This is a genomic window from Variovorax sp. LjRoot84, assembly GCF_964254305.1.
Classification (GTDB): domain Bacteria; phylum Pseudomonadota; class Gammaproteobacteria; order Burkholderiales; family Burkholderiaceae_C; genus Variovorax.
The window spans coordinates 2320106-2346505 of sequence record NZ_CAXUTE020000001.1 but is presented as its reverse complement, the minus strand read 5'-3'; the positions used below and the strand labels follow the sequence as shown (position 1 = coordinate 2346505).

The window sequence follows — 26400 nt, the reverse complement described above, 5'->3', positions numbered from 1 at the left end:
CACCGTTGCTTTTTCCGCGTCCTTTCGGCGCGGATCCGGGGCCATCGCGGCCCCGTTTTTCATGAGCGAGCGGCCGGGGGGCGCCGGGCATAATTTCGCGCTCTCTTTGAAGGAAGCCGTTGAACCCCGCAGCGCAGCGCTTTGATTTCCAGGATGCGACGATCGCCGAGGCCTTGCAACTGGTCGAAGAGGCGGGCCCGCTCGACGACGCGCAGGCAGTGCGCGAGGCCATGGCGCTACGGTCCGACGGCTGTGGCCGGATCATCGAACGCGCATGCCTCCTCGGGCAGCGCATCGGCCTGCTGAACGAACTGGAACGCGCCCGCGCCTGGGCCCCCTGGGTGCTGCTGGCGCTGGTGGCGCTGATCGTCGCGGGCGGCCTCACGCTCGCCGGCAGCGTGGTCGGCGGCAGCGCGCGCAGCATCAACGTGGTGGTGGCACTCGCCAGCCTGCTGGGCCTGCACCTCTTGACCCTGCTGCTGTGGCTCTTCGGATTGTTGGTGCCGCTGGGCTCTTTCAACGCCTCCTTCGGCTGGCTGTGGCTGGCGCTCACGGCCCGCGTGGCGGGCGGCAAGCGCGGCCAAACGCCGATCCTGCTGCGCGCGGCCACGCGCCTCCTGGCGCGCGCGCGCCTCCTGCCCTGGGCGCTGGGCTTCGCGAGCCACGCGATCTGGTCGCTCTCCTTCGCGGTGATGCTCGCCGTCCTGCTCTTCGCGCTGGCCTTCCGCAACTACACGCTGAGCTGGGAGACGACCATCCTCGACCCGGCCTTCTTCGTGCGCGGCGTGCAGCTGCTCGGGGCGGCGCCGGCCTGGCTGGGCTTTCCGGTGCCGGACGCGCAGACCGTGCTTTCGCCGCTCGCCGCCGCGGCCGGCCAGCGCGCCTGGGCGCTGTGGCTCACCGGCTGCATCGTGGTCTACGGGCTGCTACCGCGCCTTTTCTTCGCGCTGCTCTGCGCGCTGGTCTGGCAGGCGCGCAAGAAGGCGCTTGCGCCCGATCTTTCGCAGCCCTACTACCGCCGGCTGCTGGCGCGCTTCGAAGCGATGGCGCCGCGGCAGATCGTGGATGCCGATCCTGGCCGCCTGCCGCATGGCGCTGCTACCGGCCTGGCCGCGGGCGAGACCGCCGACACGCTGATGGCCATCGGCTTCGAACTACCGGACGAGCTGCCCTGGCCGCCGGCCGCGCTCGCTGCGGCGGGCGCGCAAGTGTTGCGCATCGACGGCAGCGCGAGCGCTCGGCGCGAACTGCTCGACACACTGGCCCGGCTGCGGCCGCGGCGCGTGCTGGTCGGCTGCAACGCGGCTTCCAGCCCGGACCGCGGCACCGAGCGCTTCCTGCGCGAGGTGGCCTCGCTCAGCAGCGAGTGCCGGCTGTGGCTGCTCGGCGGCGATGCGCAAGCGACGCGTCAGCGCTGGCATGCCTGGCTGGCCGATGCCGGCCTGGAAGGCATCGTCGCCAGCGACGCACCGGAGGCCGCGTTGCGCGGATGGGCATGACGACGACGGAGCCCATCCGCATCGCCGTCGTCGGCCATACCAACGCAGGCAAGACCTCGCTGCTGCGCACGCTGACGCGGCGCGTGAACTTCGGCGAGGTGTCGCAGCAGCCCGGGACCACGCGCCATGTCGAAGCCGTCGAGCTTCAGGTGAGCGGCCGCGCCGCGGTGCGCTTTCTCGACACGCCGGGCCTGGAAGACGCGGTCGCGCTGCGCGAACATCTGGCCGCCTTCGACGACAAGGACCTCACGCCACCCGAGCGCGTGCGCCGCTTCCTCCACGGTCCCGAGGCGCACGGCGTCTTCGAGCAGGAGGCCAAGGTGCTGCGGGCACTGCTGGAGGTCGATGCCGCCTTTCTGGTGATCGATGCGCGCGAGCCGGTGCTGCCCAAGTTCCGCGCCGAGATCGAGCTCCTCAACGCTTGCGCGCGGCCGGTGCTGCCGGTGCTCAACTTCGTGCGCGATGCGGCGACTCGCGAGGCCGCCTGGAAAGAACTGCTCTCGGCCTACGGCCTGCACGTGGTGGTGCGCTTCGATGCAGCCGCGCCCTTCGTCGGCGCCGAGCGCGAGCTCTACCGCGACCTCGCCACGCTCTTGCGCGACCGGCGCGCACAGCTCGACGGCGTGGCCGCTTATCTCGAAGCCGAGTTCGCCCAGCGGCGTCGGGCGGCGACGACGCGCGTCGCCGAGCTGCTGGTCGATGCGGCCGCGATGCGCCGCAGCGTATCGGCCGTCGAATTCGCCGTCGAAAGCAGCCGCCAGCGCCTGATCGCCGCGCTGCAGAAAGACGTGTTCGACAAGGCGCAGCGATGTGCGGACGACCTGCTCGCGCTCTACGGTTTCCGCGAGGGCGATGCCGACGAGGCGCCGCTGCCGATGGTCGAAGGCCGCTGGACCATGGACTTCTTCCACCCCGAGGCGCTGAAGGACGCCAGCGTCCTGCTCGGCAAGGGCGTGGCCGTCGGTGCCGCCGTCGGCGTGGTGGCCGACCTGGCGCTCCATGGCCTCTCGCTGGGTGCGGGCGCAGCGCTCGGCGGCGCCATCGGCGGCGCGGTCTCGCAAGGCCTGGGGCCGCTGGGCCGCAAGCTCGCCAACAAGCTGCGCGACGTGCACGAGCTCACGGCGGAAGACCGCGTGCTGTTCGTGATCGCAAGCTGGCAGCTCAAGCTTTTGCGCGCGTTGGAGCAGCGCGGCCATGCGGCCGTCGACCGCATCGCCGCCGGCGCGGCCGCGAGCAGTACCGAAGCCGCCCAGCGCCCCCTGGCCGAGCTCGTGCGCGCCGCGCAGCCGGCACGCAGCCACCCCGACTGGGAAAGCAGCGCCCGCCTGCGCTGGCGCGAGGCGCCGCAGCGCCAGGACGTGGTGGCGCGGGTGGCCGAGCGCGCCGCGGCCGCCATCGAAGCGCTCGAGACTGCGGCATGATCCGGGAGATGGAAGACACCTGCCCCCGACCCCTCGCGATCATCAAGCTCGGCGAGACCTTCGACGCGCTGCGCGAAGCCCGTGGCGACTTCGAGCACTGGGTGGCGGCCGGCCTCGGCGCCACCCGGCTGCCGATCATGGTGCTCGATCCGCGCCGCGGCGACACGCTGCCGCCGCCCGAACAGATCTCGGGCGCGATCGTGACCGGCTCGCATGCGATGGTCTCGCACCGCGAGCCCTGGAGCGAAGCCACCGGCGCCTGGATGGCGCAACTGGTCGCCCACGGCACGCCGGTCCTGGGCATCTGTTTCGGCCACCAGTTGCTGGCGCATGCGCTGGGCGGCGAGGCCGGCAATCACCCGGGCGGCCTGGAAATCGGCACCGTCGAGATCGCGCTGGCCGACGCGGCAAAGGACGACCCGTTGCTGCAGGGGCTGCCCGCGCGCTTCGACGCGCAGGAGGTGCATTGGCAACGCGCGCTGCGGCTGCCCGAAGGCGCCGTGCTGCTCGCAGGCAACGCCTTCGAACCTCACCAGGCCTTCCGCGTCAGGCTGCGCGCCTGGGGCGTGCAGTTCCATCCCGAATTCGATGCCGAGGTCATGCGCGGCTACATCGACTGCATGGCCGGCGAGCTGCAGGCAAATGGCATCGACCCGGCCGCGCTGCGCGAGCGCGTCGCCGGCACCGCGACGGCGGCGCAACTGCTCGGCCGCTTCGCCCACATCGCGGAAGAACATGACGCCGGAGTGCGCACGCCTGGCCCGGCTGAACGCGGGGCCCGGCATCGGATTGCGACTACAGAAAGCCCCCCGCAGTTGCGCTAAGGTGCAGCGCAGCTTTCCCTTCGAAAGAACAGCCATGGCCACCACCCCACCCGTCGTCGCACGGGCCCGCAAGCATTTCTCGATGATCCGCGGCTTCCACCTGGCCGACGTGTTCACGCTCGGCAACGCGGCCTGCGGCGTCGGCGTCGTGTTCCTTTCGATGGCCTATGTGGCGAGCCAGTCGCTCGCGCAGTTCCTCTGGGCCGCGGCGCTGGCGCCCGCCGCCTTCGTGTTCGACGTCTTCGACGGCCGCATCGCGCGCTGGCGGCAAACCCAATCGGCGCTCGGCCGCGAGCTCGACTCGCTGGCCGACGTGATCTCCTTCGGCGTGGCGCCCGCCGCGCTGGCCTTCGCCGCCGGGCTCGACGGCGGCTGGGATTGCGTGATCCTGATCTATTTCGTCGGCTGCGGCGTGAGCCGCCTGGCGCGCTACAACGTCACGGCCGAAGCGCTCTCGGCCGGCGCCGACAAGGTCAAGTACTTCGAGGGCACGCCGATCCCGACCAGCGTGGTGCTGGTGGGCGTGCTCGCCTGGGCCGCCTGGCAGGGCCGCATCGGCGACGCGGTCTGGGGCGGCGTGTGGATGCTCGGCCCCTGGGCCCTGCATCCGCTGACGCTGCTGTTCGCGCTCTCGGGCACGTTGATGATCAGCAAGACGCTGCGCATTCCCAAGCTGTGATGCGCGCCGCCCGCGTTGTCGCTTGCGTCGCGCTGGGACTGGCTCTCTCGGGCTGCGCCAGCCTGCCCGACCGTGTCGAGCGCAGCGAGTCGGTGGCACTCGCCGACACCGCCGGCACCCGCCTCGGCCAGGCGCTCGCGCCGGAGCTGGCGACGCATGCGGGCAAGTCGGGCATCCTGCCGCTGGTCGCCGCGCAGGAAGCTTTCGCGGCCCGCGTGGTGCTGGCCCAGGCCGCGGAGCGCAGCCTCGATCTGCAGTACTACATCTGGCGCGGCGACACCACTGGCCAGCTGCTGTTCGAGGCCGCGTGCAAGGCGGCCGAGCGCGGCGTTCGCGTGCGCCTCTTGCTCGACGACAACAACACCAGCGGACTCGACGCCACCCTCGCCGCGCTCGATGCGCATCCGAACATCGAGGTCCGGCTCTTCAATCCCTTCGCGAATCGCGGCTTCCGGGTCGGCGACTTCGCGCTTGACTTCTCGCGCGTCAACCGCCGCATGCACAACAAGTCCTTCACGGCGGACAACCAGGTCGCGATCGTCGGCGGGCGCAATGTGGGCGACGAGTACTACGGCGCCGATCTGCAGCTCGGCTTTCAGGACCTGGACGTGATCGCGATCGGGCCGGTGGTGCGCGAGGTCTCGCGCGAGTTCGACCTGTACTGGAACAGCGAGGCTGCTTATCCGGTCGCGAGCCTGCTGCCGTCGGCGCCTGCGGATGCCGCAGCGCGGCTACGCGAGCAGTGGGCGCAGCTGCGGCAGCAAGCCGAGACGCAGCGTTACCTCGAGGCCGTGCGCCAGACGCCGCTGATGCGCGAGGTGGCCGAGCGCCGCCTGCCCTTCGAGTGGGCCGATGCGCGCGTGGTGAGCGATGTGCCCGCCAAGGTGCAGTCGGCGGCGGGGCAGGAAGAGCAGCTCATGTTCCCCCTGCTCAAGGAGGCCATGGGTGAGCCGAAGCGCGAGCTCGACCTGGTGTCGCCCTACTTCGTGCCCGGCGCCGGCGGCACGCGCGAGCTGGCCGCGCTCGCCGCACAGGGCGTGAAGGTGCGCATCCTGACCAACTCGTTGGCCGCGACCGACGTGGGCGTGGTCCATGCAGGCTACGCCCGCTACCGCAAAGAGCTGCTCGTCGGCGGTGCCGTGCTCTACGAGCTCAAGCCGAGCGCCGCTGCGCCGCCGCGTCCGGAGGAGGAGAAGCGCCAGAACCCAGGCGGAAGTTCGGCCGCGAGCCTGCATGCCAAGACCTTCGCGGTGGACCGCAGCCGCATCTTCGTCGGCTCGCTCAATCTGGATCCGCGCTCGGTGCACCTCAATACCGAGATGGGCGTCGTGATCGACAGCCCCGTGCTCGCCGAGCGGCTGGCCGTTGAGATCGACAATGTCGTTCCGACGCTCGCCTACGAGGTGCGCCTGCCGGCCGACGGACGCGGCATGGAGTGGATCGACCGCGGCCCGGCGGGCGAAACCCGCTACACGACGGAGCCGGGCGCCGGCGCCATGCGGCGCCTGTGGATCGACTTCCTCTCGATCCTGCCGATCGAGTGGCTGCTGTAGCGCTGGCTCGTCGGCGACAGCTCACCCGGGTTATCACGCAATCGTCACCTGCAAGCGGCAACCTGTAATCGACAGCTTCGTTTTCACTGCAAGGCTTCGACCATGACAATCACGACATCTTCCCGGTTTGCACCGAGCGCGATCGCCCTGGCCTTCGCCGCCTTGCTCGCGGCTTGCGCGAGCAACCCTGCGCCGGGCTCGCGCAGCGTGACGATCGAACGCACCACCTACGGCATCGCACACATCACTGCGCCGGACTACGAAGGCATCGCCTACGGCGTGGCCTACGCGCATGCGCAGGACAACGTGTGCCAGACCGCGGAGCATCTGCTCACCGTGCGCGGCGAGCGCGCGCAGTTCCTGGGCGCGCAGGCCACCGGCGAACTCGGCCTGGGCCGGCTGCCGAACACGCAGATCGACCTGTTCGTGCGCGCCCACATGGACGACGCCGCGCTGGCGCGTGCCGCCGCCGCCAACAACGAGGACGTCAAGGCCTCGCTGCGCGGCTACGTGGCCGGCTACAACCGCTACCTGCAGGATGCGGGCCCGAACGGCCTGCCCGAAGCCTGCCGCAACAAGCCCTGGGTACGGCCGATGTCGCTGGCCGACCTGTCGCGCACCACCGAGATGTCGATGATCCAGGGCGGCATCGGCGCGCTGGCCGGCGCGGTGCTCGCGGCAGCGCCGCCCGCGCCGGGAACGCGGAACGCCGCAGAGCCGGTCGCGCTGCAGCAGGCGGTCGCGGAGATCGGCCGCCACAGCTTCAATGCGAACCCCGAGGGCGGCGAGCTCGGCTCCAACGGCTGGGCCTTCGGCCGCAACGCCACGCCCGACGGCCGCGGCCTGGTGCTGGGCAATCCGCATTTCCCGTGGGCCGGCACCAACCGCTTCTGGGAGATGCACCTCACCATCCCCGGCCAGCTCGACGTGATGGGCGCCACCGGTGGACTGAGCCCGGTGGTCGCGATCGGCTTCAACAAGGACGTGGCCTGGACGCACACGGTCTCCACCGGCAAGCGCTTCACGCTGTATGAACTCAAGCTCGACCCGGCCGACCCCACGGTCTACATCGTCGACGGCCAGCGCAAGAAGATGACGACCAGGATCGTCAGCCTGCCCGCCGTGGGCGGCCCGGCACCGCCGAAGACTTTCTACAGCACCGAATGGGGCCCGGTCGTCTCGCTGCCGCGCGCCGGCCTCGGCTGGACCGCCACCACCGCCTACGCGATCCGCGACGCCAACACGCAGAACGTGCGCTCGGCCCAGAGCTGGATGCAGATGGCGCTGGCGCGCAACGTCGGCGAACTGCGCGCCGCGATGGGCAACCAGGGCATGCCGTGGATCAACACCATCGCGGCCGACCGCGAGGGCAATGCGATGTACGCCGATCTCTCGGTGGTGCCCGACGTGTCGGCCGAAATGCTGAAGGCCTGCGCGCCCTCACCCCGTGCCGCCGCGCTGCTCAACGCCGCCGGCCTGCCGGTGCTCGACGGCTCGCGCTCGGCCTGCGCCTGGAACCGCGACGCCGCAGTCGCGATGCCCGGCGTGACCGCTCCGGCGCGCATGCCGGTCGTCGTGACGCCGGACTGGGTGCAGAACAGCAACGACAGCTTCTGGCTCAGCAACCCGCACATCGAAGCGCCCGCCGGCATCTCGCCGCTGGTTGGCTTCACCGGCACGCCGCAGCGGCTGCGCACGCGCAGCGGGATCATGGAAATCGAAGCCCGGCTGGCCGGCAACGACGGCCTGCGGGGCGACAAGATGGGCGCGGCCGAGCTGCGGAGCGTGATCTTCCGCGACCGCAACCTGGCCGGCATGCTGGTCGCCGATGACCTGGTGGCGGCCTGCAACGCCGGCGCCTCGGCGCTCACGCCGGACCAGGCGCTCGGCTGCCGCGTGCTCGCCGCCTGGGACCGCACCAGCAACGGCGCATCGAAGGGCGCGCCGCTGTTCCGCGAGTTCTGGCGCAAGGCCAAGGACGTGCCGAAGGTCTGGCGCGTGCCCTTCGACCCGACCCGTCCGGTCGCGACACCGGCCGGCCTCGACATGGCCACGCCGGCCACGCGCGAGGCCGTCTTCAAGGCGCTGGGCGACGCGGTCGCCATCGTGCGCACCGCCGGCTTCGCGGCCGACGTGCCGCTGGCCGAAGTGCAGACCCGCACGGTGCGCGGCCAGAAGGTCGCGATCCACGGCGGCGACGAGTTCGAGGGCGTGCTCAACAAGGTGGAGAGCCAGGGCCAGTCGCTGATCGATCCCAAGGGCTACAACATCAACTACGGCAGCAGCTACATGCAGGTGGTGGGCTTCGACCAGCGCGGGCCGGTGGCACAGGCCATACTGACCTACGGCCAGAGCAGCGACCCCGCATCGCCGCGCGCCTACGACCAGCTGCCGCTGTTCGCCGCCAAGCAATGGCATCCACTGCCCTTCCACCGCGCCGACATCGAGGCGCAGCGCGTGGGCGCCCCCCTCCGACTCGCCTATTGAAAGAAACTCCATGAACGACGGTCTGGATCAACTGGTGCAACTGGCCGGCGCAGTGCCGCTGGCGCCGGCCTGCGATCACTTCTACTTCCTGCGCCACGGTCAGACCGAAGGCAACGCGCAGCGGATCTTCCAGGCGGTCAACACGCCGCTGAGCGTGCTCGGCCTGCAGCAGGCCACGCGCGCGGCCGAACTGCTGGCCGGCGAACCGATCAGGAGCGTGGTGTGCAGCGATGCGAAGCGCGCCTTCGACACCGCCCACACGGTCGCGGCCGGCCTGCGCATCGCGCCGCTGGTGCTCGAAAGCCTGCGCGAGCGCAATTTCGGCGCGCTGATCGGCACCTCCTCCGCCAACCTGGACTGGGCCTGCGAACCCGAGGGCGGCGAGACGCTGGCCCAGTTCATCGCCCGCAAACGGGCCGCGCTCGAAGTCGCGCTTGCCCATCCGGCACCGGTGCTGGTGGTGGCGCATGGCGGCTCGCTGCACGTGCTGGCGGCGCTGCTCGGCGTGGCTATCGACCTCGGCGTGATGGGCAATGCCCAACCCTTGCGTTTCGAGCGAAACGGTCCTACATGGCGGGTGAAGCCGCTCCTGCAACATGTGGATGGCGGAGCGGCGGTGGCCTGAAGGCCGCACCACGCATCCTCCACCCACCACCATGGAATTCAAGGACTACTACCAAGCACTGGGCATCGAACGCGGCGCGTCGAACGACGAGGTCCGCAAGGCCTACCGCAAGCTCGCGCGCAAGTACCACCCCGACGTCAGCAAGGAACCCGACACCGAGCGGCGCATGCGCGAGATCAACGAGGCCAACGACGTGCTGCGCGACAAGGAAAAGCGCGCCGCCTACGACGCGCTGGCCGACCAGGTCGCGCAGGGCCGCTACGCCGGCGGCCGCCCCGGCGAGGGCTTCCAGCCGCCGCCGGGCTGGGACGAGGGTTTCGAATTCCATCGCGGCCCGGGCCAGGGCCCGGCCGACCATGCCGAGTTCAGCGAGTTCTTCTCTTCGCTCTTCGGTGCGGCCGAACGGCGCAGCGCCGAGCGCCGCCACTACCGCGCACGCGGCGAGGACCACCACGCGGCCATCGAGATCTCGCTCGAAGACGCGCTGCACGGCGCCGAGCGCGAGATCACGCTGCGCTCGCAGGAGATCGACGCCCGGGGCCGGCCCGAATGGAAGACGCGCACGCTCAGCGTGAAGATTCCCGCCGGCGTTCATCCGGGCCAGTACATCCGGCTCGCCGGCCAGGGCATGCCGGGCCATGGCGGCGAGCCGGCCGGAGACCTCTACTTCGAGGTGCGCATCGCGCCCCACAAGCTCTACCGCATCGAGGACCGCGACCTCTACATGACGCTGCCCGTGACGCCGACCGAAGCCGCGCTCGGCGCCCAGGTGAAAGTGCCGACGCCCGCCGGCGGCGTGGTCGAGGTGACCGTGCCGCGCGGCGCGCGCAACGGCCTCAAGCTGCGGCTCAAGGAACGCGGCCTGCCGGGCAAGCCGCCGGGCCACCTCTACCTGCTGCTGGAGATCGCGCTGCCGCCGGCCGACACCGAGGCCGCGCGCAAGGCTTACGAGCAACTGGCGCAGGCCGCGCCCTTCGACCCGCGCCGCCATCTCGGAGTGTGACGAACATGGCTACCCATTCCTTCACTGCCACGATACTGAGCAGTTCGCACCCGCTCCCCGCGCACGAACTGGCGCATGCCTGCGGCGCCGAGATCGAGTGGGTCGTTCAACTGGTCGAGGTCGGCATCGTCGAGGTGCGCACGCCGGCCGAGCGCCCGGAGGACTGGTGCTTCCACAGCGCCGACCTGCAATGCGCGCTGGCCGCGCGCCGGCTCGAGCGCGACTTCGGTGTCGGGCTCGACGCCGCGGCGCTGATCCTCGACCTGGAGCACGAGGTGCGCCGGCTGAAGGCGGTGCTGCGCGCCCGGGGACTCGAACGCGAAGCCTGAGCGTTTTGCAGGGCGGCGCATGTCGCCGCAAAATCGTTATTTCACATACATTCGCCCGCGTTGCCGCGCGGTTCGAAACATCACACCATGCAAATGACATCCGTTGTCAAAGGAGTGCGCTTCGACGCTGCCGTGGCGCCACTGGTGTCGCGCATGGAGCTGGTGAACGACCATCGCGAGTCCCTGCAGCGCCTTGCAGACATCTGGGACCAGCTGGCGCTGCTCGGGCAGATGAGCGACAGCGGCACCGACATCGCATCCACCGGCGCCCGCTTCCACGAACTCACCGGCGTGCTGCTCGATTCGCTGGCGCGCAGGCTGCTGCAGGACGCGCTGCGCACCGCGCGCGCCAAGGCCCAGACCGGCATCGACATCCTGGTGCGCAACCTCTATGAGCGCACGGCCGACATCGGCTTCCTTGCAACCGACTCGGCGCTGCGCGATGCCATCGCCGGAGGCGCCCAGGTGCGCCAACGGCTGCGCGCCTACGCGACCAAGTACAGCGTCTATGACGACGTGATCCTTCTAGGCGCGGATGGCGCGGTGCTCGCTCGCCTGGACGAGAGCGTTGCCGCTACGGCTGCCGGCGGCGAGCTCATGCAGGCCGTGCTGCACTCGGGCGCCCCCTTCGTCGAATCGTTCGGACGCTTCGAACTGCTCGGCGGCCGGCGCGGCCTGCTCTACGGTGCGCCGGTACGGGAGAGCGATGCCGGCGCCGTGATCGGCGCCCTGTGCCTGTCGTTCCGCTTCGACGACGAGATGCGCGCGATCTTCGCCGCGCTGGCCTCGCGCGACGACGCCTCGGTCGTGCTTCTGCTGGACGCTGGCCGCACGGTGATCGCCAGCTCCGACCCGCAACAGGTCCCGGTCGGCGCCGTCCTTCCCCGTGCCAATGCGCTGGGCCATGGCCTGCGCTTTGGGGGCCGCGATTACCTGGCTGCGCAAACGCCGGCAGCGGGCTACCAGGGTTATCGGGGCCCCGGCTGGGATGGCTGCGTCCTGGTGCCCGTGGATCTGGCCTTTCGCGCCGACATCGCAGGCAGCACGAGCGATGCGGCGCTGTCGAGCCGCGTCGTGGCGGCCAGCCGCCTGTTCGGCGAGGAGCTACAGGCCATTCCGGCGCACGCCAAGAGCATCCAGCGCGGGCTCGAACGCCTGGTGTGGAACGGCCAGGTGCGAATCCGCCACGAGCAGGACGGCCATGCCCCCAATGCGCACTTCGCCGGCGCGCTGCTGGAGCGCGTGACGCGCACCGGCCAGCGCATCAGCGCGGTGTTCGAGCACGCGATCGGCGACCTGCAGCAGTCGGCCGTGGCCTCGGTGCTCGAAGAGGTGCGCGCCTGCTCGGCGCTCGGCATCGACATCATGGACCGCAGCTTCTACGAGCGGGCCAACGACTGCCGCTGGTGGGCCCTGGACAGCAGCTTGCAGCGCGCCACCCGCGAGCGCGACTCGCGGGCCTGCAGCGAAGCGACGGCGGTGCTGGGCCGCATCAACGGCTTGTACACGGTCTATTCCCAGTTGCTGCTGCTTGACCCGCAAGGGCATGTGCTGGCGGCCTCCAACGGCACGCCCGCCGCTGCGCCGCTCGTGGCCGCATGGCTTCCGGCCGCGCTGGCCTTGCGCGACGAACAGGCCTTCGTGCGCTCGAGCTTCGCCGCCTCGCCGCTCTACGGCGACCGGCACACCTACGTGTTCGCGGCGCCGGTGCAGGGCGCCGGCGGCAACGCCGGCTGCGTCGCCATCGTGTTCGACAGCGAGCCGCAGATGCAAGCCATGCTGCGCGACGCCCTGCCGGTGGACGCCGAAGGCCGGCCGATGCCGCAGGCACTGGGCCTCTTCGTCGCACGCGGCGGAGCCGTGGTGGCCAGCACCGGCGGAGCCTGGAAAACCGGCACCACGGCCCCCTTCGCGGACCGCCTCGCGCACCTTGCGCGCGGCGCCTCCAGCGGCACGGTGCTCGAGATCGATGGCATGCTGTATGCCGCCGGCATCACCATGTCCTGCGGCTACCGCGAATACGAGAGTGGGGCCACCTGCAGACCGGACGACGTGGCTTGCGTGATCCTCATTGCCCTCTGCGAACGTGCGGCCCAGGATGGCGCGGCAGCGTTGGAACCCTTCGATCCGCCGGCGGGTTCGCTCCCCGGCACGGACCGCGTCGCCATCGCCAGCACGCTCGTCGGCGACCAATGGCTGGGGCTTCCGGCCTCACAGGTGATCGAGGCCGTGGTGGTGCCGCAGGTCGCATCGGTGAGCGGCGTTGCCGCCGGCACGACAGGCATCGCGATGCACGATGGCCAGGCGCTTGCCGTGGTCGATCTGCGACGGCGGCGCGGCCAACCCTCGACGGCTTCGGGCGCCGACCGCCTGCTCGTGGTGTGCAAGACGGATTCGGGCCAGCGATTCGCGCTGCGGGTCGACGAAGTCGGCACGGTGTTCGACGTGCAGCGATCGGCCCTGCAGGATCTGCCAGCCGCGCTGGCGGCGCATGATCCGCTCGCGACCGCGGTCGTGCGCGGGGGCAATCCCTCGGATCAGCGCATGCTGACCGTCATCTCGGTCGACAAGCTGATTTCGAAGTAGGAGGCGGCTGGCAGACAGCGACCGCCGGTCGTGCAGACTCCTAGGGTCTGTTAACCCTAGCATTCCGGCTTCGAAGGAGTTCCCCATGTCCGTGGTCTGCGCCGCCTGCAAGACCGAGAACCGCGCCAATGCCATGTTCTGCCGCGGCTGCGCGGCCAAGCTGCCCGGCTTTGCCGCCACCGGGCCGTCCGCGCTCGAAGGCATGAAGCCGGTGCAGACGGCGCCCGCACCGGCGCAGGCCGCGGGCCCGACGCCCGGCATGCTGCCGATCGAGACGCGCGCCTTCTGGATCCGCTTTGCGGTGTTGTCGATCGTGATCACCGCCTGCTTCGGCAGCTGGGTGGCTTATGTGACGCGCAAGCCGCCGGCACCCGCGCCCGCTGCCGTGGCGGCCGCTCCAGCGGCACGCGCGGCACCGGTGCGCGCATCGGCGCCTCCGGCGGCGCCGCTCGATCGCGTGCCCATGGTGCCGTCCGTGCCGGTGCGGACCGTGGAAACGCTCGGCCCGGCCGAGACGATCGTGGAGCCGGGCCCCGTGCGCTCGGAGCCGGAACGCCCCATCGCCTCCTACCAGCCCACCGTCCCGGTCGAGCGGACGGTTCCGCCCCGAAAGATCGTGGCCCGCAACGACGGCAACGGCGGCAACGGCGCCGCCGATCCACGGCCCGGCTGCGCGCACCTCAACTTCATCGCCGCGGCCCGTTGCGAGGCGGCGCAATGCGCCAAGAGTCCGTTCAACCACCACCCGCATTGCAATGCGGTGCGAGAGCAGACGCGGCGCGACATCGCACGGCGCAACCCGAGCTTCTGAGCCCTACTGCATCTGCCCCAGGTTGCCGATGCGCACCAGCATCTCGGTGAACATCTGCATGTCGGCATCGAGGTCGGCGACTTCCTTGAACTCCTTGGCGTTGTGCGCGGTGTACTTCTTGCCCGGCATGGCCGGGCCGAAGTTGATCGCGTTGGGCATCAGCTTGGCGGTGGTGCTGCCGGCCGTGGGCACCGGCTTGGCTTCGAGGCCGGTGGTGTCGCCGAAGATGTTGAGCAGCGTGGACAGCCACGCGCCCTTGGGGTCGCGCGCCATCCAGTCGCCCTGCTGGTAGTCGATCTCGACCTTGGCCTGGCTCTCGGCCGCCCAGCCCTTGACCCTGGCCGTGACGGCCTGAGTCAGCTTCTCGGGCGTGTTGCCGCGCGGCATGCGTACGTTGGCCGTGACTTCGAGCTTGCCGTCCTTCTCGCGGATCAGGTTGGGCGACATGGTGAGCGGTCCCATGAAATCGTCCTTGTAGCCCACGCCCATCTTCTCGCCGAGATAGTCGGTGCCGTAGAGCGCGTTCAGGTACTTGACGGCCTTCGCATGGTGGTTGTCGTCCAGCGCCACGCCGGACTCCTGCAGGAAGAGCGCAAGGCGCGGGAGGGGATTGACGCCCTCCTCCGGCCGCGAGCCATGGGCCGAGACGCCGACGACCTTGATCTCGATGCTGTCGGCACTTTTCGCGATGTCGATGCCGAACTTGCCGCCCTGGCCTTCGTACTTCTGGATGAAGGCGGCCTTCGCGCCTTCCAACTGCGACGCGGCCCGCGCGAGATCGCCAGCCTTGAGCGTGGCGGTGGCGTTCTGCGGCACCGCGTTGGCGGCCGCTGCGCCGGCCATCGCGGTGATGGCGGTGCGCTTGCCGTCTGATGCTTCGACCGGAAAGAACACCTTGAGGCCGCCCGATCCCTTCTCCGCCACCACCGCCGGGTACTTGCTGTCGAGCACGATGTTGTACTCGGGCAGCGACGTTTTCTCGCGGTAGTACTTCATGGCGTCGCCGCCGGTTTCCTCGGTGGTCTCGATCATGAGGCGGATCGTGCGGTCCAGCGGCAGGCCGCTCTCCTTCACCGTTTTCATTGCATAGAGCACGGCCGCGATCGAGCCCTTGTCGTCGATGGTGCCGCGGCCGTAGAGGTAGTCGCCCACGCGCGTGAGCTTGAAGGGGTCGAGCCGGGTGCCGTCGTCCAGCACCCATTCCGCGAGCACCGCGGGCACCACGTCGGCATGGGTGAGGATGCCGAACTCCTCCTTGCCGCGGCCCGGCAGCTTGACCTCGAAGATCCGGTTGTCGACGTTGCGGTATTGCAGGCCGAAGTCACCCGCCATCTTCTCGACCAGCTGGCCGAACTCGATGATCGCCTTGTTCTCGTGCGGCGGCACGCGGTCGATGCGCACGGTGGGAATCGCCACCATGGTCTCCATGCTCGCGATCACGGCCTTCTGGTTGTGCAGGCGGTTGTAGAGACCGAGCAGGCGGGCGATGTTGACCAGGTCGTCGCCGGCCAGCGGCGCCTTCTTCTCGTAGGCCGCGACGCTGGCCTTGAGCTTCGGCTGGGTCTTGGCGGCCTGCGCGAGGAAGGCGCGGAAGCTCGGCGACGACTTGGCCTGCTGGGCTGCGGCCAGCTGGTCGAGCTCGGGTTTCTTGAGAGTGTCTGCTTGCGCCGGCAGGCCGAGCGCGAGGGCCAGGCCCAGGGACAGGATGGACAAGGAGAGATGCTTCATGGGTGACTCCCGGGGAGGGGAAATTCGCTTGGGAGCGGCGAGTCTACAAAGCGCAGTCGGCCCGCGTGGTCAACACATCTCCATGCAGAAGGCTTTGCGCAGGATGGTGGTTGTCGGCGCGCCCGGCCGGACTCCGAATACTCGGGTTCGCATGAATGAAATGTCTATCCGTCACCCAGTCGACGGGACTAGACTTTCCATGCTCGCGCATCGCGAGCGGCACAGAACGCTGGAAGGAGGGTTGTGGCCATGGCTTTCTATCTGACGCGCTTCAGCTACACGCCGGAAACCTGGGCTCGATTGACGAAGAAACCCGAAGACCGTCGCGAAGCTGCACGCAAGTACATCGAGTCGGTCGGCGGGAAGCTGCACGGCTTCTGGTACGCGTTCGGCACCTACGACGGCTATACCCTCTGGGAGGCGCCTGACAACGTCTCGATGGCCGCAGTCGCGATTGCCTTAGGTGCAGGCGGCGCGCTGTCGAAAGTCGAGACGACGCCGCTGCTCACCGTCGAGGAGACCCTGGACGCCCTCGGCCGCGCGCAGGCGGTCGGCTACCGTCCGCCCGGCGCGTAGTTGTCGATGTCAGATCGGCGACAGACCAGGTCCGTCGCGATCCAGCTTGAGGGCTTGCATGAGCGCCACAAAGCGTGGCTCCGAGCGCAGGCCCGTCCAGTGGGGATCGCCTTTCAGAAACACCATTCGAGTGTCTCGCAGCACCAACCCCTGTTCCAGTGCAGTGAGAGCCGACCCGACTTCACCCAGCGCCGCATGCAACGATGCAATTGAAGTCGGGGTGACGTAGCGCGACTTCGATGCGGTCAAGAGCTGGTTCAGGATCGATCGAGCCTCTTCGGTTTCTCCAAGGCGCGCCAAGTGCACGCCCAGCACCGACCAGGACCGGGTGGTGGCATCGGACAGCGCCACCGCGCGCCGGATCGAGGCAATGCCTTGTTCCGGTCGCGCATCGGACATGTGCAGCAAGCCCGCTGCGAGATGGGTAAGCCAGAGATCCGGAGAATATCGAGCGAGCGGTTCAGCCGAATTCGGGCTTCTTCTCGTTGACCGTTTGCCAGCAGAAGGCTTGCTTCCACCGTGTTGTAGACCGGGGACATCGGGTCGAGTGATCGCGCTGTCCGCAAATGGACGAACCCGTCGGCGAGGCGGCCTTTGCTCAGGAGCAGCAGCGCCAGGCCCCAGTGCGCAGTGGCCGTGTTCGGGTTGATGGTCAACCCGCGACGAAATGCATGCTCGGCGCCCACCCAGTCGAAGTCGAACCAGAAGCGGCTGAAGCCGAGACCCGCATGAGCCTCCGCCAGATTGGGGACCAGCGCGAGCGCATGCTTCAACGCAGCGTTCGCCGGTGATCTCGTCATACTGCGCAACAGATGCAGGTTCGCGCGTGAGTTGGTGATCTCTGCCGGAAGGTCCTATCGAACCCGCCACAGAAAAGGAAGAAACACATGCCCAGCGCCGAAACACTGGAACGCTTCATCGCCCGCGTCGAAGAGAACGCACATGCCGAAGCCGTCGAGGAGTTCTACGCCCCGAATGCCTCGTTGCAGGAGAACCAGGAAGCGCCGCGCGTCGGCCGCGACGCGGCCGTGGCACGCGAACGCGCCATGCTGGCCAAGGCCTCTTCGATCTCCTCGACCTGCGTGCGCCCGGTGTTCGTGAACGGCGACCGCGTCGTCATCCGCTGGATCTTCCACTTCGAGTGGACGGACGGCACGGCCACGCACATGGAGGAGCTCGCCTATCAGCGCTGGGAGGGCGAACGCATCGCCGAGGAGACCTTCTTCTACGACCCGGCGCAGCGCGTGCCAGTCAAGTCGAAACTCTAGAACGCCGGATTCCTGCGCAGCGCGTAGGAAGCTGCCGACAGACATGCGGCAGTCTCTATGGAAAGTGGGGAACCTTGGTTCAATTCAAGGAGTTCCCCCATGTCCATGGTCTGCGACGTCTGCAGAACCTCCAACCCCGACAGCGCGATGTTCTGCGACGGCTGCGCCAGCGCGCTGCGAGGCCTCGCGCCCACCGGCTTCTCCGCGATGGAATGGAGCAAGGGGCCGCGCCTGAACGGCTGGCCGATATCGAACAGGGCACCGCTGCTTGCTGACAGGCAGCCCGGCCAGAAGACCACGGGGCTGCGGACGCGCCTCGGCCTGCTGGCGTTCGCGGTGGGCACCGCCTCGCTGGCGGGATTCCTGTTCCTCCAGCGCGTTCACATCACGTAGAGATCGACGTACTCGTGCACCGGCAGCGCTTCGAGCGCCTGCTGGTCCAGCGAGACGGCGAGGATCGCGTCCTGCTGCTTCTTCGGGAAGCGCCGCGCGAGATTGGTGCGGAACTTGGCTTCCAGCAACGGGATGCCGTCCGCGCGGCGGCGCTTGTGGCCGATCGGGTACTCGACCACCACTTCCTCCGGCGTCTTGCCGTCCTTGAACTCGATCGTGAGCGCGTTCGCGATGCTGCGCTTCTCGGGGTCGTGGTAGTCCCGGGTGAACTGCGGGTCCTCCACGCAGACGATCCTGTCGCGCAGCGCATCGATGCGCGGATCGGCCGCCACCGCGTCTTCGTAGTCGCCGGCAATGAGCCGGCCGAAGATCAGCGGCACCGCCACCATGTACTGGATGCAGTGATCGCGGTCGGCCGGATTGTTCAAAGGCCCCTTCTTGTCGATGATGCGGATGCAGGCCTCGTGGGTGCGGATCGTCAGGCGCTCGATCTCCTCCACCGTCCTGCCGGCCTTCTTCAGCTGCGCATGCAGCGTCATCGCGGCCTCTACCGCCGTCTGACTGTGGAACTCGGCCGGAAAGCTGATCTTGAACAGCACGTGCTCCATCACGTAAGAGCCGTAGGGCCGCTGGAACTTGAAAGGCTGGCCCTTGAACAGCGCGTCGTAGAAGCCCCAGCCCTTGGCCGTCAGCACGCTCGGGTAGCCCATCTCGCCGGTCTTCGCGATCAGCGCCAGGCGCACCGCGCGGCTGGTGGCGTCGCCGGCGGCCCAGCTCTTGCGGCTGCCGGTGTTGGGCGCGTGGCGGTAGGTGCGCAGCGACTGGCCGTCGACCCAGGCCAGCGACACCGCATTGACGATCTCGTCGCGCGAAAGGCCGAGCATCTGCGCCACCACCGCGGTCGAGGCCACCTTGACCAGCACCACGTGGTCGAGCCCGACCTGGTTGAAGCTGTTCTCCAGCGCGATGCAGCCCTGGATCTCGTGCGCCTTGATCATGGCGGTGAGCACGTCCCTCATCGTCAAGGGCTTCTTGCCGGCGGCCACCGCGTTGCGGCTGAGCCAGTCGGCCGTGGCGAGGATGCCGCCCAGGTTGTCACTCGGATGGCCCCATTCAGCCGCGAGCCAGGTGTCGTTGAAGTCGAGCCAGCGGATCATGGCGCCGATGTTGAAGGCCGCCTGCACCGGATCGAGCTGATGCTGCGTGCCCGGCACCCGGGCGCCGTGCGGCACCACCGTGCCGGGCACGACGGGGCCGAGCAGCTTGGTGCAGGCCGGGTACTCGAGCGCCTCGAGGCCGCAGCCCAGCGTGTCGATCAGGCAGTTGCGCGCGGTCTGGTAAGCCAGCGCGCTGGTGATTTCGTAGTCGAGCACGTAGTCGACGATGTCGACGAGCACGCGGTCGGGTTCGGGGCGGATGTTGCTGATGGGGGCGGACATGGTTCTTTCTTCAAGCGCGTTCTTCGATCGGCACGAAGCGCAGGTCTTCGGGCCCGGTGTAGTTGGCGCTCGGCCGGATGATCTTGTTGTCGATACGCTGCTCGATGATGTGCGCGGCCCAGCCGCTGGTGCGGGCGATCACGAACAGCGGCGTGAACATCGCTGTGGGCACGCCCATCATGTGGTAGCTCACAGCGCTGAACCAGTCGAGGTTGGGGAACATTTTCTTGGCGTCCCACATCACCGTTTCGAGCCGCTCGGCGATGTCGAACATCTTGGTTGACCCAGCCTCCTGCGACAGCTTCTTCGCGACCCGCTTGATGACCTCGCTGCGCGGATCGGCCACCGTGTAGACCGGGTGGCCGAAGCCGATCACCACCTCCTTCGCCTCGACGCGGCGGCGGATGTCGGCCTCGGCCTCGTCGGGCGAGTCGTAGCGCTTCTGGACTTCGAAGGCCACTTCGTTGGCGCCGCCGTGCTTGGGCCCGCGCAATGCGCCGATGGCGCCGGTGATGGCCGAGTACACGTCGGAGCCGGTGCCGGCCACCACGCGCGCGGTGAAGGTGGAGGCGTTGAACTCGTGCTCGGCATACAGGTTGAGCGAAGTGTGCATCGCGCGCTCCCAACTCGCCGTCGGCGCCCTGCCGTGCAGCAGGTGCAGGAAGTGCGCGCCGATCGAGTCGTCGTCGGTCTCGACCTCGATGCGACGCCCCTGCGTCGACCAGTGGTACCAGTAGAGCAGCACGGAGCCGAGCGAGGCCATCAGACGATCCGCGATGTCGCGCGCGCCGGGCGTGCCATGCTCGTCCTTCTCGGGCAGCACGCAGCCGAGCGCCGAGACGCCGGTGCGCATCACGTCCATCGGATGCGCGCTCGCCGGCAGGTGCTCCAGCGCTTCCTTCACGCTGGCCGGCAGGCCGCGCAGCGCCTTGAGCCTGGCCTTGTAGGCGCGCAGCTCGGCGGCGGTGGGCAGCTTGCCGTGCACCAGCAGGTGCGCGATCTCCTCGAATTCGCAGACCTCGGCGATGTCGAGGATGTCGTAGCCGCGGTAGTGCAGGTCGTTGCCGGTGCGGCCCACCGTGCACAGCGCCGTGTTGCCGGCGGGCACGCCCGAGAGCGCCACGGACTTCTTGGGCTTGAAGCCAGGCTGCAGGGTTTCTTGCGTCATGCGGGTACTTTCATTTCGTTGAGCGGGTCGTGCGCGGCCTCGGCGATCGGCGACGGCCGGCCTGCCGCGTCGACCGCCACCATCTCGAACACCGCCTCGAGCGCCACCCCGGGCTGGTCTGCGGCCAGGTCGTCGGCGAAACCCGTGACATGGACCGTGAGCGAGCTGCGGCCCACGCGCAGCACCTGCGCATCGAGCGTCAGCACGCTGCCCAGCCGCACCGGCACATGGAACTGCGCATCGCTGCAGCGCGCCATCACCACGTCGCGCCGCGCGAAGCCGCGCGCGGCCAGGAAGGCGGCCTTCGCCATCAGGTGCAGCGCGTTGCCGCCGAACAGCGTGCCGTAGTGGTTGGCATGTTCGGGAAACACCACCTCGGTGAGCTGTGCGTGGCGCTTGCGGGTCGTCATGCTTCGCAATTTACGCAACATCCGTCCCATAATGAAGGACTGAATTAGCGAATGATTGCGAATGCAGCAGCCTCGAGTTGCGAAGTTTGCGAATCCACGGACGATGAAAAAGACCTTCATGGGCGTACGCCTGCGCCGCCTGCGCGAAGAGCGCAACCTGAGCCAGGTGGCGCTGGCGCAGCAGTTGGGCCTCTCGCCCAGCTACCTGAACCAGATCGAGCAGAACCAGCGGCCGCTCACGGTGGCGGTGCTGCTGCGCATCAGCGCCACGCTGGGCGTGGACGTGCAGGCCTTCTCGGACGACGAGGAAGCGCGGCTCATTGCGGGCATGCGCGAAGCGCTGGCCGACAACCCCGGTGGCGAGGCCGTGTCGCTCGCCGAGCTGCGCGAACTCGCCACGCAGATGCCGGCGGTCGGCCGCAGCCTGGTCGCGCTGCACCGCCGCCAGCGCGAGGCGCTGGAGCGCATCGAGGCGATCGCCGGCGTTCTGGGCGACGGCCGCGACGAACTCGCGCAGTTGCGGCCCATGCCTTTCGAGGAGGTGCGCGACTTCTTCTTCGCCCACCAGAACCACATCGCACCGCTCGACGATGCGGCCGAGGCGCTGGCCGCAGCGTGGCGGCTGCGCGAAGGCAATCCCGGCGACCGTCTGGCCCGGCGCCTGCTGGAGCAACACGACGTGCGCGTGGTGCCGATGGAAAGCTTCGGGCCCGAGGACCAGCGGCGCTACGACCCCGCGACGCGCGTGCTGCGGCTCTCACCCGATCTCGAGCCCGGGCAGTACGCCTTCCAGATGGCCACGCAGCTCGCCTTTCTGGAGATGGGCGACGTTCTGCGTCAGCTCGTCGAGGCGGCGGCCTTCACCGGCGACACCGCGCGTGCGCTGGCGCGCATCGGCCTGGCCAACTACTTCGCAGGCGCCCTGCTGCTGCCCTACGGCACCTTCCTCGCGGAGGCCGAGGCGCTGCGCTACGACATCGACTTGCTTGCGCGCCGCTTCGGTGTCGGCTTCGAGACCATCTGCCACCGGCTCAGCACGCTGCAGCGGCCCGATGCGCGCGGCGTACCCTTCTTCTTCGTGCGGGTCGACCGGGCCGGCAACATCTCCAAGCGCCAGTCGGCCACGCATTTCCACTTCTCGAAGACCGGCGGCACCTGCCCGCTATGGAACGTGTACGAAGCCTTCGCGCAGCCCGGCCGCATCCTGCCGCAGCTCGCGCGCATGCCCGACGGCCGCGTTTACCTGTGGATCGCGCGCACCGTCTCGCGCGGGCACGGCGGCTGGGGCGCGCCGACCAAGACCTTCTCGATCGGCCTGGGCTGCGACATCAGCCACGCGCCGCGGCTGGTGTACTCCAAGGGCCTGGACCTGCGCGACCCCGAGGTGCCGACGCCCATCGGCATGGGCTGCAAGGTCTGCGAACGCGCCGCCTGCCCGCAGCGCGCCTTCCCCTTCCTCGGGCGGCCGCTCGATGTCGACGAGAACCAGAGCCGGTTCGCACCTTATGCGGTGGCGGAGCTGCGGCCAGCGGGCGCAATCGGGACGAGACAGGGTGCTGGCCGCGGCAAAGCCATATAATTCCTTACCCTTCGTAAGGAGCTCAAGAAATGGCCGTCGCCACAATGACCAGCAAAGGACAGATCACCATGCCGCAGGCCGTGCGCACTGCACTTGGCCTGCGTCCTGGTGCCAAGGTGGATTTTGTCGCCGAGGGTGACGGCTTCAGACTGGTCCCGCTCAAGACCGATGTCTCTGCTCTCAAGGGCCGCTTTGCTGGACGCGTCGCAAAACCCGTCAGCATCAAGGCAATGAACGACGCCATCGGCGAAGCAGCATCGGCTCGGCAACGCAAACCCGGCCGGTAGCCTTACATGATCGGCCTCGACACCAACGTGCTGGTGCGTTACCTCGCGCAAGACGATCCCAGACAATCCGCGAGCGCCACGCGCTTCATCGAAACGCGCCTTAGCGAACGTTCGCCCGGCTTCATCAGTCTGGTTGTGCTGGTCGAACTTTGCCGGGTGCTGGAGCGAATCTACAGCGCGACGCCTAGAGAAATCGGCGAAACCATCAGCGACCTTCTGGAGACGCCACGGTTCCACCTGCAGCAGCGCGAAGTCGTCCAACAAGCCGTTCGCCGCTTTCAAGATAAGAAGGCGGGAAAGGCTGGTTTCGCGGATCTGCTCATCGCGCAGATTGCTTTGGACGAAGGCTGCAGCTCGATCGTCAGCTTCGACCGAGGAGCTGTTCGCACGGCGGGCATGACACTGCTCGACTGACTCAAGGTTCAAGCGCCAGTTCCTGGCGCAGCACCTTCGCTGCCGCCACCATGTTCACCAGCGCCGCCTCGGTCTCCGGCCAACCGCGGGTCTTCAGGCCGCAATCGGGGTTGACCCACAGGTTGCCCGGCGGCACCACCGCAGCGGCCTTGCGCATCAGGCGCAGCATTTCGTCGACGGCCGGCACGCGCGGCGAATGGATGTCGTAGACGCCCGGGCCGATCTCGTTCGGGTATTTGAACTCGCCGAAACCGCGCAGCAGCTCCATGTCGGAGCGGCTGGTCTCGATGGTGATGACGTCGGCATCCATCGCCGCGATCTCGGGCAGGATGTCGTTGAATTCCGAGTAGCACATGTGGGTGTGGATCTGCGTGCGGTCGGCCACGCCCGAGGCGCTGATGCGGAAGGCGCGCGTCGCGCTCTCGAGGTAGGCCTTCCAGCCGGCGCGGCGCAGCGGCAGGCCTTCGCGGATGGCCGGCTCGTCGATCTGAATGATGCCGATGTCGGCGCGCTCCAGGTCGACCACCTCGTCGCGGATCGCCCAGGCGATCTGCTCGGTGGTCACGCTGCGCGGCCGGTCGTCGCGCACGAAGGACCATTGAAGGATGGTGACCGGCCCGGTCAGCATGCCCTTCATCGGCCGCGCCGTGAGGCTTTGCGCATAGGCGGTCCATTCGATCGTCATCGGCGCCGGGCGCGCGACGTCGCCGTAGATGACGGGCGGCTTGACGCAGCGCGAACCGTAGGACTGCACCCAGCCGTTGGCGGTGAAGGCGAAGCCGTCGAGCTGCTCGCCGAAGTACTCGACCATGTCGTTGCGCTCGGCCTCGCCGTGCACCAGCACGTCGATGTCCAGTTCTTCCTGCTTGCGCACCGCGAGCGCGATCTCGGCGCGCATCGTCTCGCGGTAGCCTGCGGCATCGAGCGCGCCGCGCTTGAAGGCGGCGCGCGCGGTGCGGATCTCGACCGTCTGCGGGAAGGAGCCGATGGTGGTGGTCGGCAGCGGCGGCAGCGTGAAGCGCACGCGCTGTACGGCCTGGCGCACGGCGAAGGGCGAGGCACGGCTGTCGTCGCCCGCCACGCGGCGCGCGAGGCGCAATGCGACGTCGGCGCGGTGCACGCGCGGGCTGGCGCGGCGGGCAGCCACGGCGGCGCGAGCTGCCGACAGCGCGTCCTGCACTTCGGCCTCCTTGCCGTCGAGCACGGCGCGCAGCATGCGCAGCTCGTCCAGCTTCTCCACCGCGAAGGCGAGCCAGCTCTTCAGTTCGGCATCGAGCTTGTTCTCCGCCGCGAGGCTGAAAGGCACGTGCAGCAGCGAGCACGAAGGCGCGATCCACAACTCGCCCTGGTGCTTGTCCGCCACGGGCCGCAGGCGCGCGAGCGCGGCATCGGGATCGGCGCGCCAGATGTTGCGGCCGTCGACGATGCCGATCGACAGCACCTTGTGCGCCGGCAGCCAGTCGGCCACAACGGTGAGCTCGTCGGGCGCGCGCACCGCATCGACATGCAGGCCGGCCACCGGCAGTTGGCAGGCCAGGCGCAAGTTGTCCGAGAGCGGCGAGAAGTAGGTGGCCAGCAGCAGCTTCGGCGCTCGGCGCGCGAGCTGCCAGTAGCTGCGCTCGAAGGCATGGCGCCAGGCGTCGGGCAGGTCCAGGCCGAGGATGGGCTCGTCGATCTGCACCCATTCGACGCCCTGCGCCTTGAGGCGCGCGAGCACCTGTTCGTACGCTGGCAACAGCGATTCGAGCAGCGTGAAGCGGTCGAAGCCGGCCTCCTTCTCCTTGCCGAGCCAGAGAAAGCTCAGCGGCCCGAGCAGCACCGCCTTGACCGCATGGCCGGCCTTCTGCGCCTCGGCCACCTCGTCGAACAGGCGGACCGATTGCAGGCTGAAGCGCGTCGCCGGCGAGAACTCGGGCACGAGGTAGTGGTAGTTGGTGTCGAACCACTTGGTCATCTCGAGCGCGAAAGTGCCGTGCTCGGCGTGCGCGCAGCCGTGATCGTGCACCTCGTCGGCCACGCCGCGCGCCATGGAGAAATAGCGCGAAAGCTCGGGCTCGTCGCCCCGGAAGTCGAAACGCGCCGGCTCGCAGCCCAGCAGCTGGATGTGGTTGGCCACGTGATCGTAGAAGGCGAAGTCGCCCACCGTCACGAAGTCGAGGCCGGCGTCGCGCTGGGCCTGCCAGTGGCGCGCACGCAGCTCGCGGCCGATGGCGTCGAGCGCATCGCGGTCGATCTCGCCGCGCCAGTGTTGTTCGAGAGCGAACTTGAGTTCGCGTTGTGCGCCCATGCGCGGAAGGCCGAGAGTATGGATACGTGTCATCCCCCGATGGTCGGCGTTCCTCGCCTATGATTCAAACGAAAGCTTTTGCCAGTCAACTTGAATTTCATTCATGGCCCAGTCCATCCTCGAGATCCGCCACCTGCGCACCCTGGTGGCGCTGCGCGACACCGGCAGCCTGGTGCGCGCCGCCCAGCTGCTCAACCTCACGCAGTCGGCGCTGTCGCACCAGGTCAAGCTGCTCGAAGACCGCTACGGCGCGGCCCTGTTCGAGCGCAAGTCGGTGCCGCCGCAGTTCAGCGGCGCCGGCCTGCGCCTGCTGCAGCTTGCCGATGCGGCTCTGCCGCTGGTCGAGGAGGCGGAGCGCGACGTGTCGCGCCTGGCGCAGGGCGGCGCCGGCCAGTTGCGCATCGTGGTCGAGTGCCACACCTGCTTCGACTGGCTGATGCCGGCGATGGACGCGTTTCGCAACCGCTGGCCCGAGATCGAGCTCGACATCGTCTCGGGCTTCCATCCCGACCCGATCGCGCTGGTGCTGCAGAAACGCGCCGAGGTGGCCATCGTTTCCGAGCAGGACCCGGACGAAACCGTCGACTACCACCCCCTCTTCCGCTTCGAGATCATGGCCCTGCTGGCCAACGAACATCCACTTACGGCAAAGACGCATCTCACGGCCCGCCACTTCGCTGACCAGACGCTGATCACCTACCCGGTGCCCGACGAGATGCTCGACATCGTGCGCCAGGTGCTGGCGCCGGCCGGCGTCGAGCCGGCGCAGCGCCGCACCACCGAGCTCACGGTGGCAATGCTGCAGCTCGTGGCCAGCGGCCGCGGGATCGCGGCGCTGCCGCTGTGGGCGGTGCAGGGCTACCTGGACCGCGGCTACGTCACCGCCCGGCCGGTGGGACGAAGAGGGCTGACAGGTGAGCTGCACATGGCCTGCACCGCATCGACCTCGGCTCGGCCCTGGCTGGAGGATTTTGTTCGCATCACGCGCGAGAGCTGCTTCAAGAGCCTGCCGGGGATCGAGCTGCTCTGAGGAT

General features: G+C 68.9%; 25 protein-coding genes. 19 read left to right on the top strand and 6 right to left on the bottom strand.

The genetic code is table 11. The features are described 5' to 3' along the window. Window positions 1–119: 119 nt before the first annotated feature. From ACSQ9I_RS12055 to ACSQ9I_RS12005, 11 genes are all read left to right on the top strand, one after another. Entirely contained in the window at window positions 120–1499 is a 1380-nt protein-coding gene (locus ACSQ9I_RS12055; protein ID WP_436313306.1) for a DUF2868 domain-containing protein, read from the top strand. Beyond that, window positions 1496–2920, top strand: a complete 1425-nt coding sequence (locus tag ACSQ9I_RS12050; RefSeq protein WP_436313305.1) for a GTPase/DUF3482 domain-containing protein — start codon at window positions 1496–1498, stop codon at window positions 2918–2920. The genes ACSQ9I_RS12055 and ACSQ9I_RS12050 overlap by 4 nt, the downstream gene beginning before the upstream one ends. Window positions 2921–2928: 8 nt before the next feature. Beyond that, entirely contained in the window at window positions 2929–3744 is an 816-nt protein-coding gene (locus ACSQ9I_RS12045) for a glutamine amidotransferase (protein ID WP_436313304.1), read from the top strand. A 34-nt stretch (window positions 3745–3778) separates the two neighbouring features. Then, a complete protein-coding gene (locus ACSQ9I_RS12040; RefSeq protein WP_093109306.1) occupies window positions 3779–4423 on the top strand; it encodes a CDP-alcohol phosphatidyltransferase family protein in 645 nt (214 codons plus the stop codon). Then, window positions 4423–5976 carry a phospholipase D family protein gene (locus ACSQ9I_RS12035; protein ID WP_436313303.1) on the top strand — a complete coding sequence of 518 codons (1554 nt, stop codon included), beginning with the start codon at window positions 4423–4425 and terminating at the stop codon, window positions 5974–5976. The genes ACSQ9I_RS12040 and ACSQ9I_RS12035 overlap by 1 nt, the downstream gene beginning before the upstream one ends. Before the next feature lie 102 nt (window positions 5977–6078). Beyond that, window positions 6079–8463, top strand: a complete 2385-nt coding sequence (locus ACSQ9I_RS12030) for a penicillin acylase family protein (RefSeq protein ID WP_436313302.1) — start codon at window positions 6079–6081, stop codon at window positions 8461–8463. A gap of 10 nt (window positions 8464–8473) precedes the next feature. Continuing rightward, complete coding sequence (locus ACSQ9I_RS12025; RefSeq protein ID WP_436313301.1) at window positions 8474–9088, top strand: histidine phosphatase family protein; 615 nt, start codon at window positions 8474–8476, stop codon at window positions 9086–9088. A 31-nt stretch (window positions 9089–9119) separates the two neighbouring features. Beyond that, window positions 9120–10091 carry a DnaJ C-terminal domain-containing protein gene (locus ACSQ9I_RS12020; protein WP_436313300.1) on the top strand — a complete coding sequence of 324 codons (972 nt, stop codon included), beginning with the start codon at window positions 9120–9122 and terminating at the stop codon, window positions 10089–10091. A 5-nt stretch (window positions 10092–10096) separates the two neighbouring features. Continuing rightward, the gene (locus ACSQ9I_RS12015) at window positions 10097–10420 is read left to right on the top strand and encodes a chaperone modulator CbpM (protein ID WP_093109311.1); all 324 of its coding nucleotides are present in this window, start codon (window positions 10097–10099) and stop codon (window positions 10418–10420) included. A gap of 87 nt (window positions 10421–10507) precedes the next feature. Beyond that, window positions 10508–13006: a chemotaxis protein CheW gene (locus tag ACSQ9I_RS12010; protein ID WP_436313299.1), complete on the top strand. Its 2499-nt coding sequence runs from the start codon at window positions 10508–10510 to the stop codon at window positions 13004–13006. A gap of 85 nt (window positions 13007–13091) precedes the next feature. Then, a complete protein-coding gene (locus ACSQ9I_RS12005) occupies window positions 13092–13817 on the top strand; it encodes a hypothetical protein (RefSeq protein ID WP_436313298.1) in 726 nt (241 codons plus the stop codon). Window positions 13818–13820: 3 nt separating this feature from the next. Here ACSQ9I_RS12005 and ACSQ9I_RS12000 read toward each other — a convergent pair whose 3' ends face one another. Beyond that, the gene (locus ACSQ9I_RS12000) at window positions 13821–15545 is read right to left on the bottom strand and encodes a dipeptidase (protein WP_436313297.1); all 1725 of its coding nucleotides are present in this window, start codon (window positions 15543–15545) and stop codon (window positions 13821–13823) included. A 249-nt stretch (window positions 15546–15794) separates the two neighbouring features. Between ACSQ9I_RS12000 and ACSQ9I_RS11995 the strand changes: the two genes are divergently transcribed. Beyond that, window positions 15795–16121 (top strand): GYD domain-containing protein, encoded by a 327-nt coding sequence (locus ACSQ9I_RS11995; protein ID WP_436313296.1) that lies wholly within the window; start codon window positions 15795–15797, stop codon window positions 16119–16121. Window positions 16122–16130: 9 nt separating this feature from the next. On the opposite strand, the gene ACSQ9I_RS11990 is transcribed toward ACSQ9I_RS11995, so the two are convergent. Further along, window positions 16131–16529: a tetratricopeptide repeat protein gene (locus ACSQ9I_RS11990; RefSeq protein WP_436313295.1), complete on the bottom strand. Its 399-nt coding sequence runs from the start codon at window positions 16527–16529 to the stop codon at window positions 16131–16133. A gap of 158 nt (window positions 16530–16687) precedes the next feature. On the opposite strand from ACSQ9I_RS11990, the gene ACSQ9I_RS11985 reads away from it, so the two are divergent. The 3 genes from ACSQ9I_RS11985 (at window position 16688) to ACSQ9I_RS11975 (ending at window position 17782) form a co-directional block, all read left to right on the top strand. Beyond that, the gene (locus ACSQ9I_RS11985) at window positions 16688–16912 is read left to right on the top strand and encodes a hypothetical protein (protein ID WP_436313294.1); all 225 of its coding nucleotides are present in this window, start codon (window positions 16688–16690) and stop codon (window positions 16910–16912) included. A gap of 96 nt (window positions 16913–17008) precedes the next feature. Then, a complete protein-coding gene (locus ACSQ9I_RS11980; RefSeq protein ID WP_436313293.1) occupies window positions 17009–17389 on the top strand; it encodes a nuclear transport factor 2 family protein in 381 nt (126 codons plus the stop codon). Between the two features lie 99 nt (window positions 17390–17488). Continuing rightward, on the top strand, window positions 17489–17782 hold the full coding sequence (locus ACSQ9I_RS11975; protein ID WP_436313292.1) for a hypothetical protein: 294 nt from the start codon (window positions 17489–17491) through the stop codon (window positions 17780–17782). On the opposite strand, the gene ACSQ9I_RS11970 is transcribed toward ACSQ9I_RS11975, so the two are convergent. Genes ACSQ9I_RS11970 through ACSQ9I_RS11960 form a run of 3 tightly spaced genes read right to left on the bottom strand, consistent with a single transcriptional unit; the run spans window position 17770 to window position 20799 of the window. After that, on the bottom strand, window positions 17770–19221 hold the full coding sequence (locus ACSQ9I_RS11970; protein ID WP_436313291.1) for a bifunctional 2-methylcitrate dehydratase/aconitate hydratase: 1452 nt from the start codon (window positions 19219–19221) through the stop codon (window positions 17770–17772). The genes ACSQ9I_RS11975 and ACSQ9I_RS11970 overlap by 13 nt on opposite strands. Before the next feature lie 10 nt (window positions 19222–19231). Further along, entirely contained in the window at window positions 19232–20389 is a 1158-nt protein-coding gene (gene prpC, locus ACSQ9I_RS11965; protein WP_436313290.1) for a bifunctional 2-methylcitrate synthase/citrate synthase, read from the bottom strand. Continuing rightward, the gene (locus ACSQ9I_RS11960; protein WP_093109322.1) at window positions 20386–20799 is read right to left on the bottom strand and encodes an acyl-CoA thioesterase; all 414 of its coding nucleotides are present in this window, start codon (window positions 20797–20799) and stop codon (window positions 20386–20388) included. The genes prpC and ACSQ9I_RS11960 overlap by 4 nt, the downstream gene beginning before the upstream one ends. A gap of 103 nt (window positions 20800–20902) precedes the next feature. On the opposite strand from ACSQ9I_RS11960, the gene ACSQ9I_RS11955 reads away from it, so the two are divergent. The 3 genes from ACSQ9I_RS11955 to ACSQ9I_RS11945 are packed head-to-tail and all read left to right on the top strand — an operon-like array spanning window position 20903 to window position 23079. Next, window positions 20903–22378, top strand: a complete 1476-nt coding sequence (locus ACSQ9I_RS11955; protein WP_436313289.1) for a short-chain fatty acyl-CoA regulator family protein — start codon at window positions 20903–20905, stop codon at window positions 22376–22378. Window positions 22379–22407: 29 nt separating this feature from the next. Further along, complete coding sequence (locus ACSQ9I_RS11950) at window positions 22408–22665, top strand: AbrB/MazE/SpoVT family DNA-binding domain-containing protein (protein WP_093109324.1); 258 nt, start codon at window positions 22408–22410, stop codon at window positions 22663–22665. Between the two features lie 6 nt (window positions 22666–22671). Continuing rightward, window positions 22672–23079: a PIN domain-containing protein gene (locus tag ACSQ9I_RS11945; RefSeq protein WP_436313288.1), complete on the top strand. Its 408-nt coding sequence runs from the start codon at window positions 22672–22674 to the stop codon at window positions 23077–23079. A 1-nt stretch (window position 23080) separates the two neighbouring features. Here the strand turns inward: ACSQ9I_RS11945 and metE are convergent, their stop codons facing one another. Continuing rightward, entirely contained in the window at window positions 23081–25399 is a 2319-nt protein-coding gene (gene metE, locus ACSQ9I_RS11940) for a 5-methyltetrahydropteroyltriglutamate--homocysteine S-methyltransferase (protein WP_436313287.1), read from the bottom strand. 70 nt (window positions 25400–25469) lie between these two features. Between metE and ACSQ9I_RS11935 the strand changes: the two genes are divergently transcribed. Further along, window positions 25470–26396: a LysR family transcriptional regulator gene (locus ACSQ9I_RS11935; protein WP_436313286.1), complete on the top strand. Its 927-nt coding sequence runs from the start codon at window positions 25470–25472 to the stop codon at window positions 26394–26396. Window positions 26397–26400: the final 4 nt, after the last annotated feature.

Bases quoted from the DNA above. Each gene is read 5' to 3' on its own strand.
- ACSQ9I_RS12050 (WP_436313305.1), top strand. From the start codon at position 1,496: ATGACGACGACGGAGCCCATCCGCATCGCCGTCGTCGGCCATACCAAC.
- ACSQ9I_RS12045 (WP_436313304.1), top strand. From the start codon at position 2,929: ATGGAAGACACCTGCCCCCGACCCCTCGCGATCATCAAGCTCGGCGAG.
- ACSQ9I_RS12040 (WP_093109306.1), top strand. From the start codon at position 3,779: ATGGCCACCACCCCACCCGTCGTCGCACGGGCCCGCAAGCATTTCTCG.
- ACSQ9I_RS12035 (WP_436313303.1), top strand. From the start codon at position 4,423: ATGCGCGCCGCCCGCGTTGTCGCTTGCGTCGCGCTGGGACTGGCTCTC.
- ACSQ9I_RS12030 (WP_436313302.1), top strand. From the start codon at position 6,079: ATGACAATCACGACATCTTCCCGGTTTGCACCGAGCGCGATCGCCCTG.
- ACSQ9I_RS12025 (WP_436313301.1), top strand. From the start codon at position 8,474: ATGAACGACGGTCTGGATCAACTGGTGCAACTGGCCGGCGCAGTGCCG.
- ACSQ9I_RS12020 (WP_436313300.1), top strand. From the start codon at position 9,120: ATGGAATTCAAGGACTACTACCAAGCACTGGGCATCGAACGCGGCGCG.
- ACSQ9I_RS12015 (WP_093109311.1), top strand. From the start codon at position 10,097: ATGGCTACCCATTCCTTCACTGCCACGATACTGAGCAGTTCGCACCCG.
- ACSQ9I_RS12010 (WP_436313299.1), top strand. From the start codon at position 10,508: ATGCAAATGACATCCGTTGTCAAAGGAGTGCGCTTCGACGCTGCCGTG.
- ACSQ9I_RS12005 (WP_436313298.1), top strand. From the start codon at position 13,092: ATGTCCGTGGTCTGCGCCGCCTGCAAGACCGAGAACCGCGCCAATGCC.
- ACSQ9I_RS12000 (WP_436313297.1), bottom strand. From the start codon at position 15,545: ATGAAGCATCTCTCCTTGTCCATCCTGTCCCTGGGCCTGGCCCTCGCG.
- ACSQ9I_RS11995 (WP_436313296.1), top strand. From the start codon at position 15,795: ATGGCTTTCTATCTGACGCGCTTCAGCTACACGCCGGAAACCTGGGCT.
- ACSQ9I_RS11985 (WP_436313294.1), top strand. From the start codon at position 16,688: ATGGACGAACCCGTCGGCGAGGCGGCCTTTGCTCAGGAGCAGCAGCGC.
- ACSQ9I_RS11980 (WP_436313293.1), top strand. From the start codon at position 17,009: ATGCCCAGCGCCGAAACACTGGAACGCTTCATCGCCCGCGTCGAAGAG.
- ACSQ9I_RS11975 (WP_436313292.1), top strand. From the start codon at position 17,489: ATGTCCATGGTCTGCGACGTCTGCAGAACCTCCAACCCCGACAGCGCG.
- ACSQ9I_RS11970 (WP_436313291.1), bottom strand. From the start codon at position 19,221: ATGTCCGCCCCCATCAGCAACATCCGCCCCGAACCCGACCGCGTGCTC.
- prpC (WP_436313290.1), bottom strand. From the start codon at position 20,389: ATGACGCAAGAAACCCTGCAGCCTGGCTTCAAGCCCAAGAAGTCCGTG.
- ACSQ9I_RS11960 (WP_093109322.1), bottom strand. From the start codon at position 20,799: ATGACGACCCGCAAGCGCCACGCACAGCTCACCGAGGTGGTGTTTCCC.
- ACSQ9I_RS11955 (WP_436313289.1), top strand. From the start codon at position 20,903: ATGAAAAAGACCTTCATGGGCGTACGCCTGCGCCGCCTGCGCGAAGAG.
- ACSQ9I_RS11950 (WP_093109324.1), top strand. From the start codon at position 22,408: ATGGCCGTCGCCACAATGACCAGCAAAGGACAGATCACCATGCCGCAG.
- ACSQ9I_RS11945 (WP_436313288.1), top strand. From the start codon at position 22,672: ATGATCGGCCTCGACACCAACGTGCTGGTGCGTTACCTCGCGCAAGAC.
- metE (WP_436313287.1), bottom strand. From the start codon at position 25,399: ATGACACGTATCCATACTCTCGGCCTTCCGCGCATGGGCGCACAACGC.
- ACSQ9I_RS11935 (WP_436313286.1), top strand. From the start codon at position 25,470: ATGGCCCAGTCCATCCTCGAGATCCGCCACCTGCGCACCCTGGTGGCG.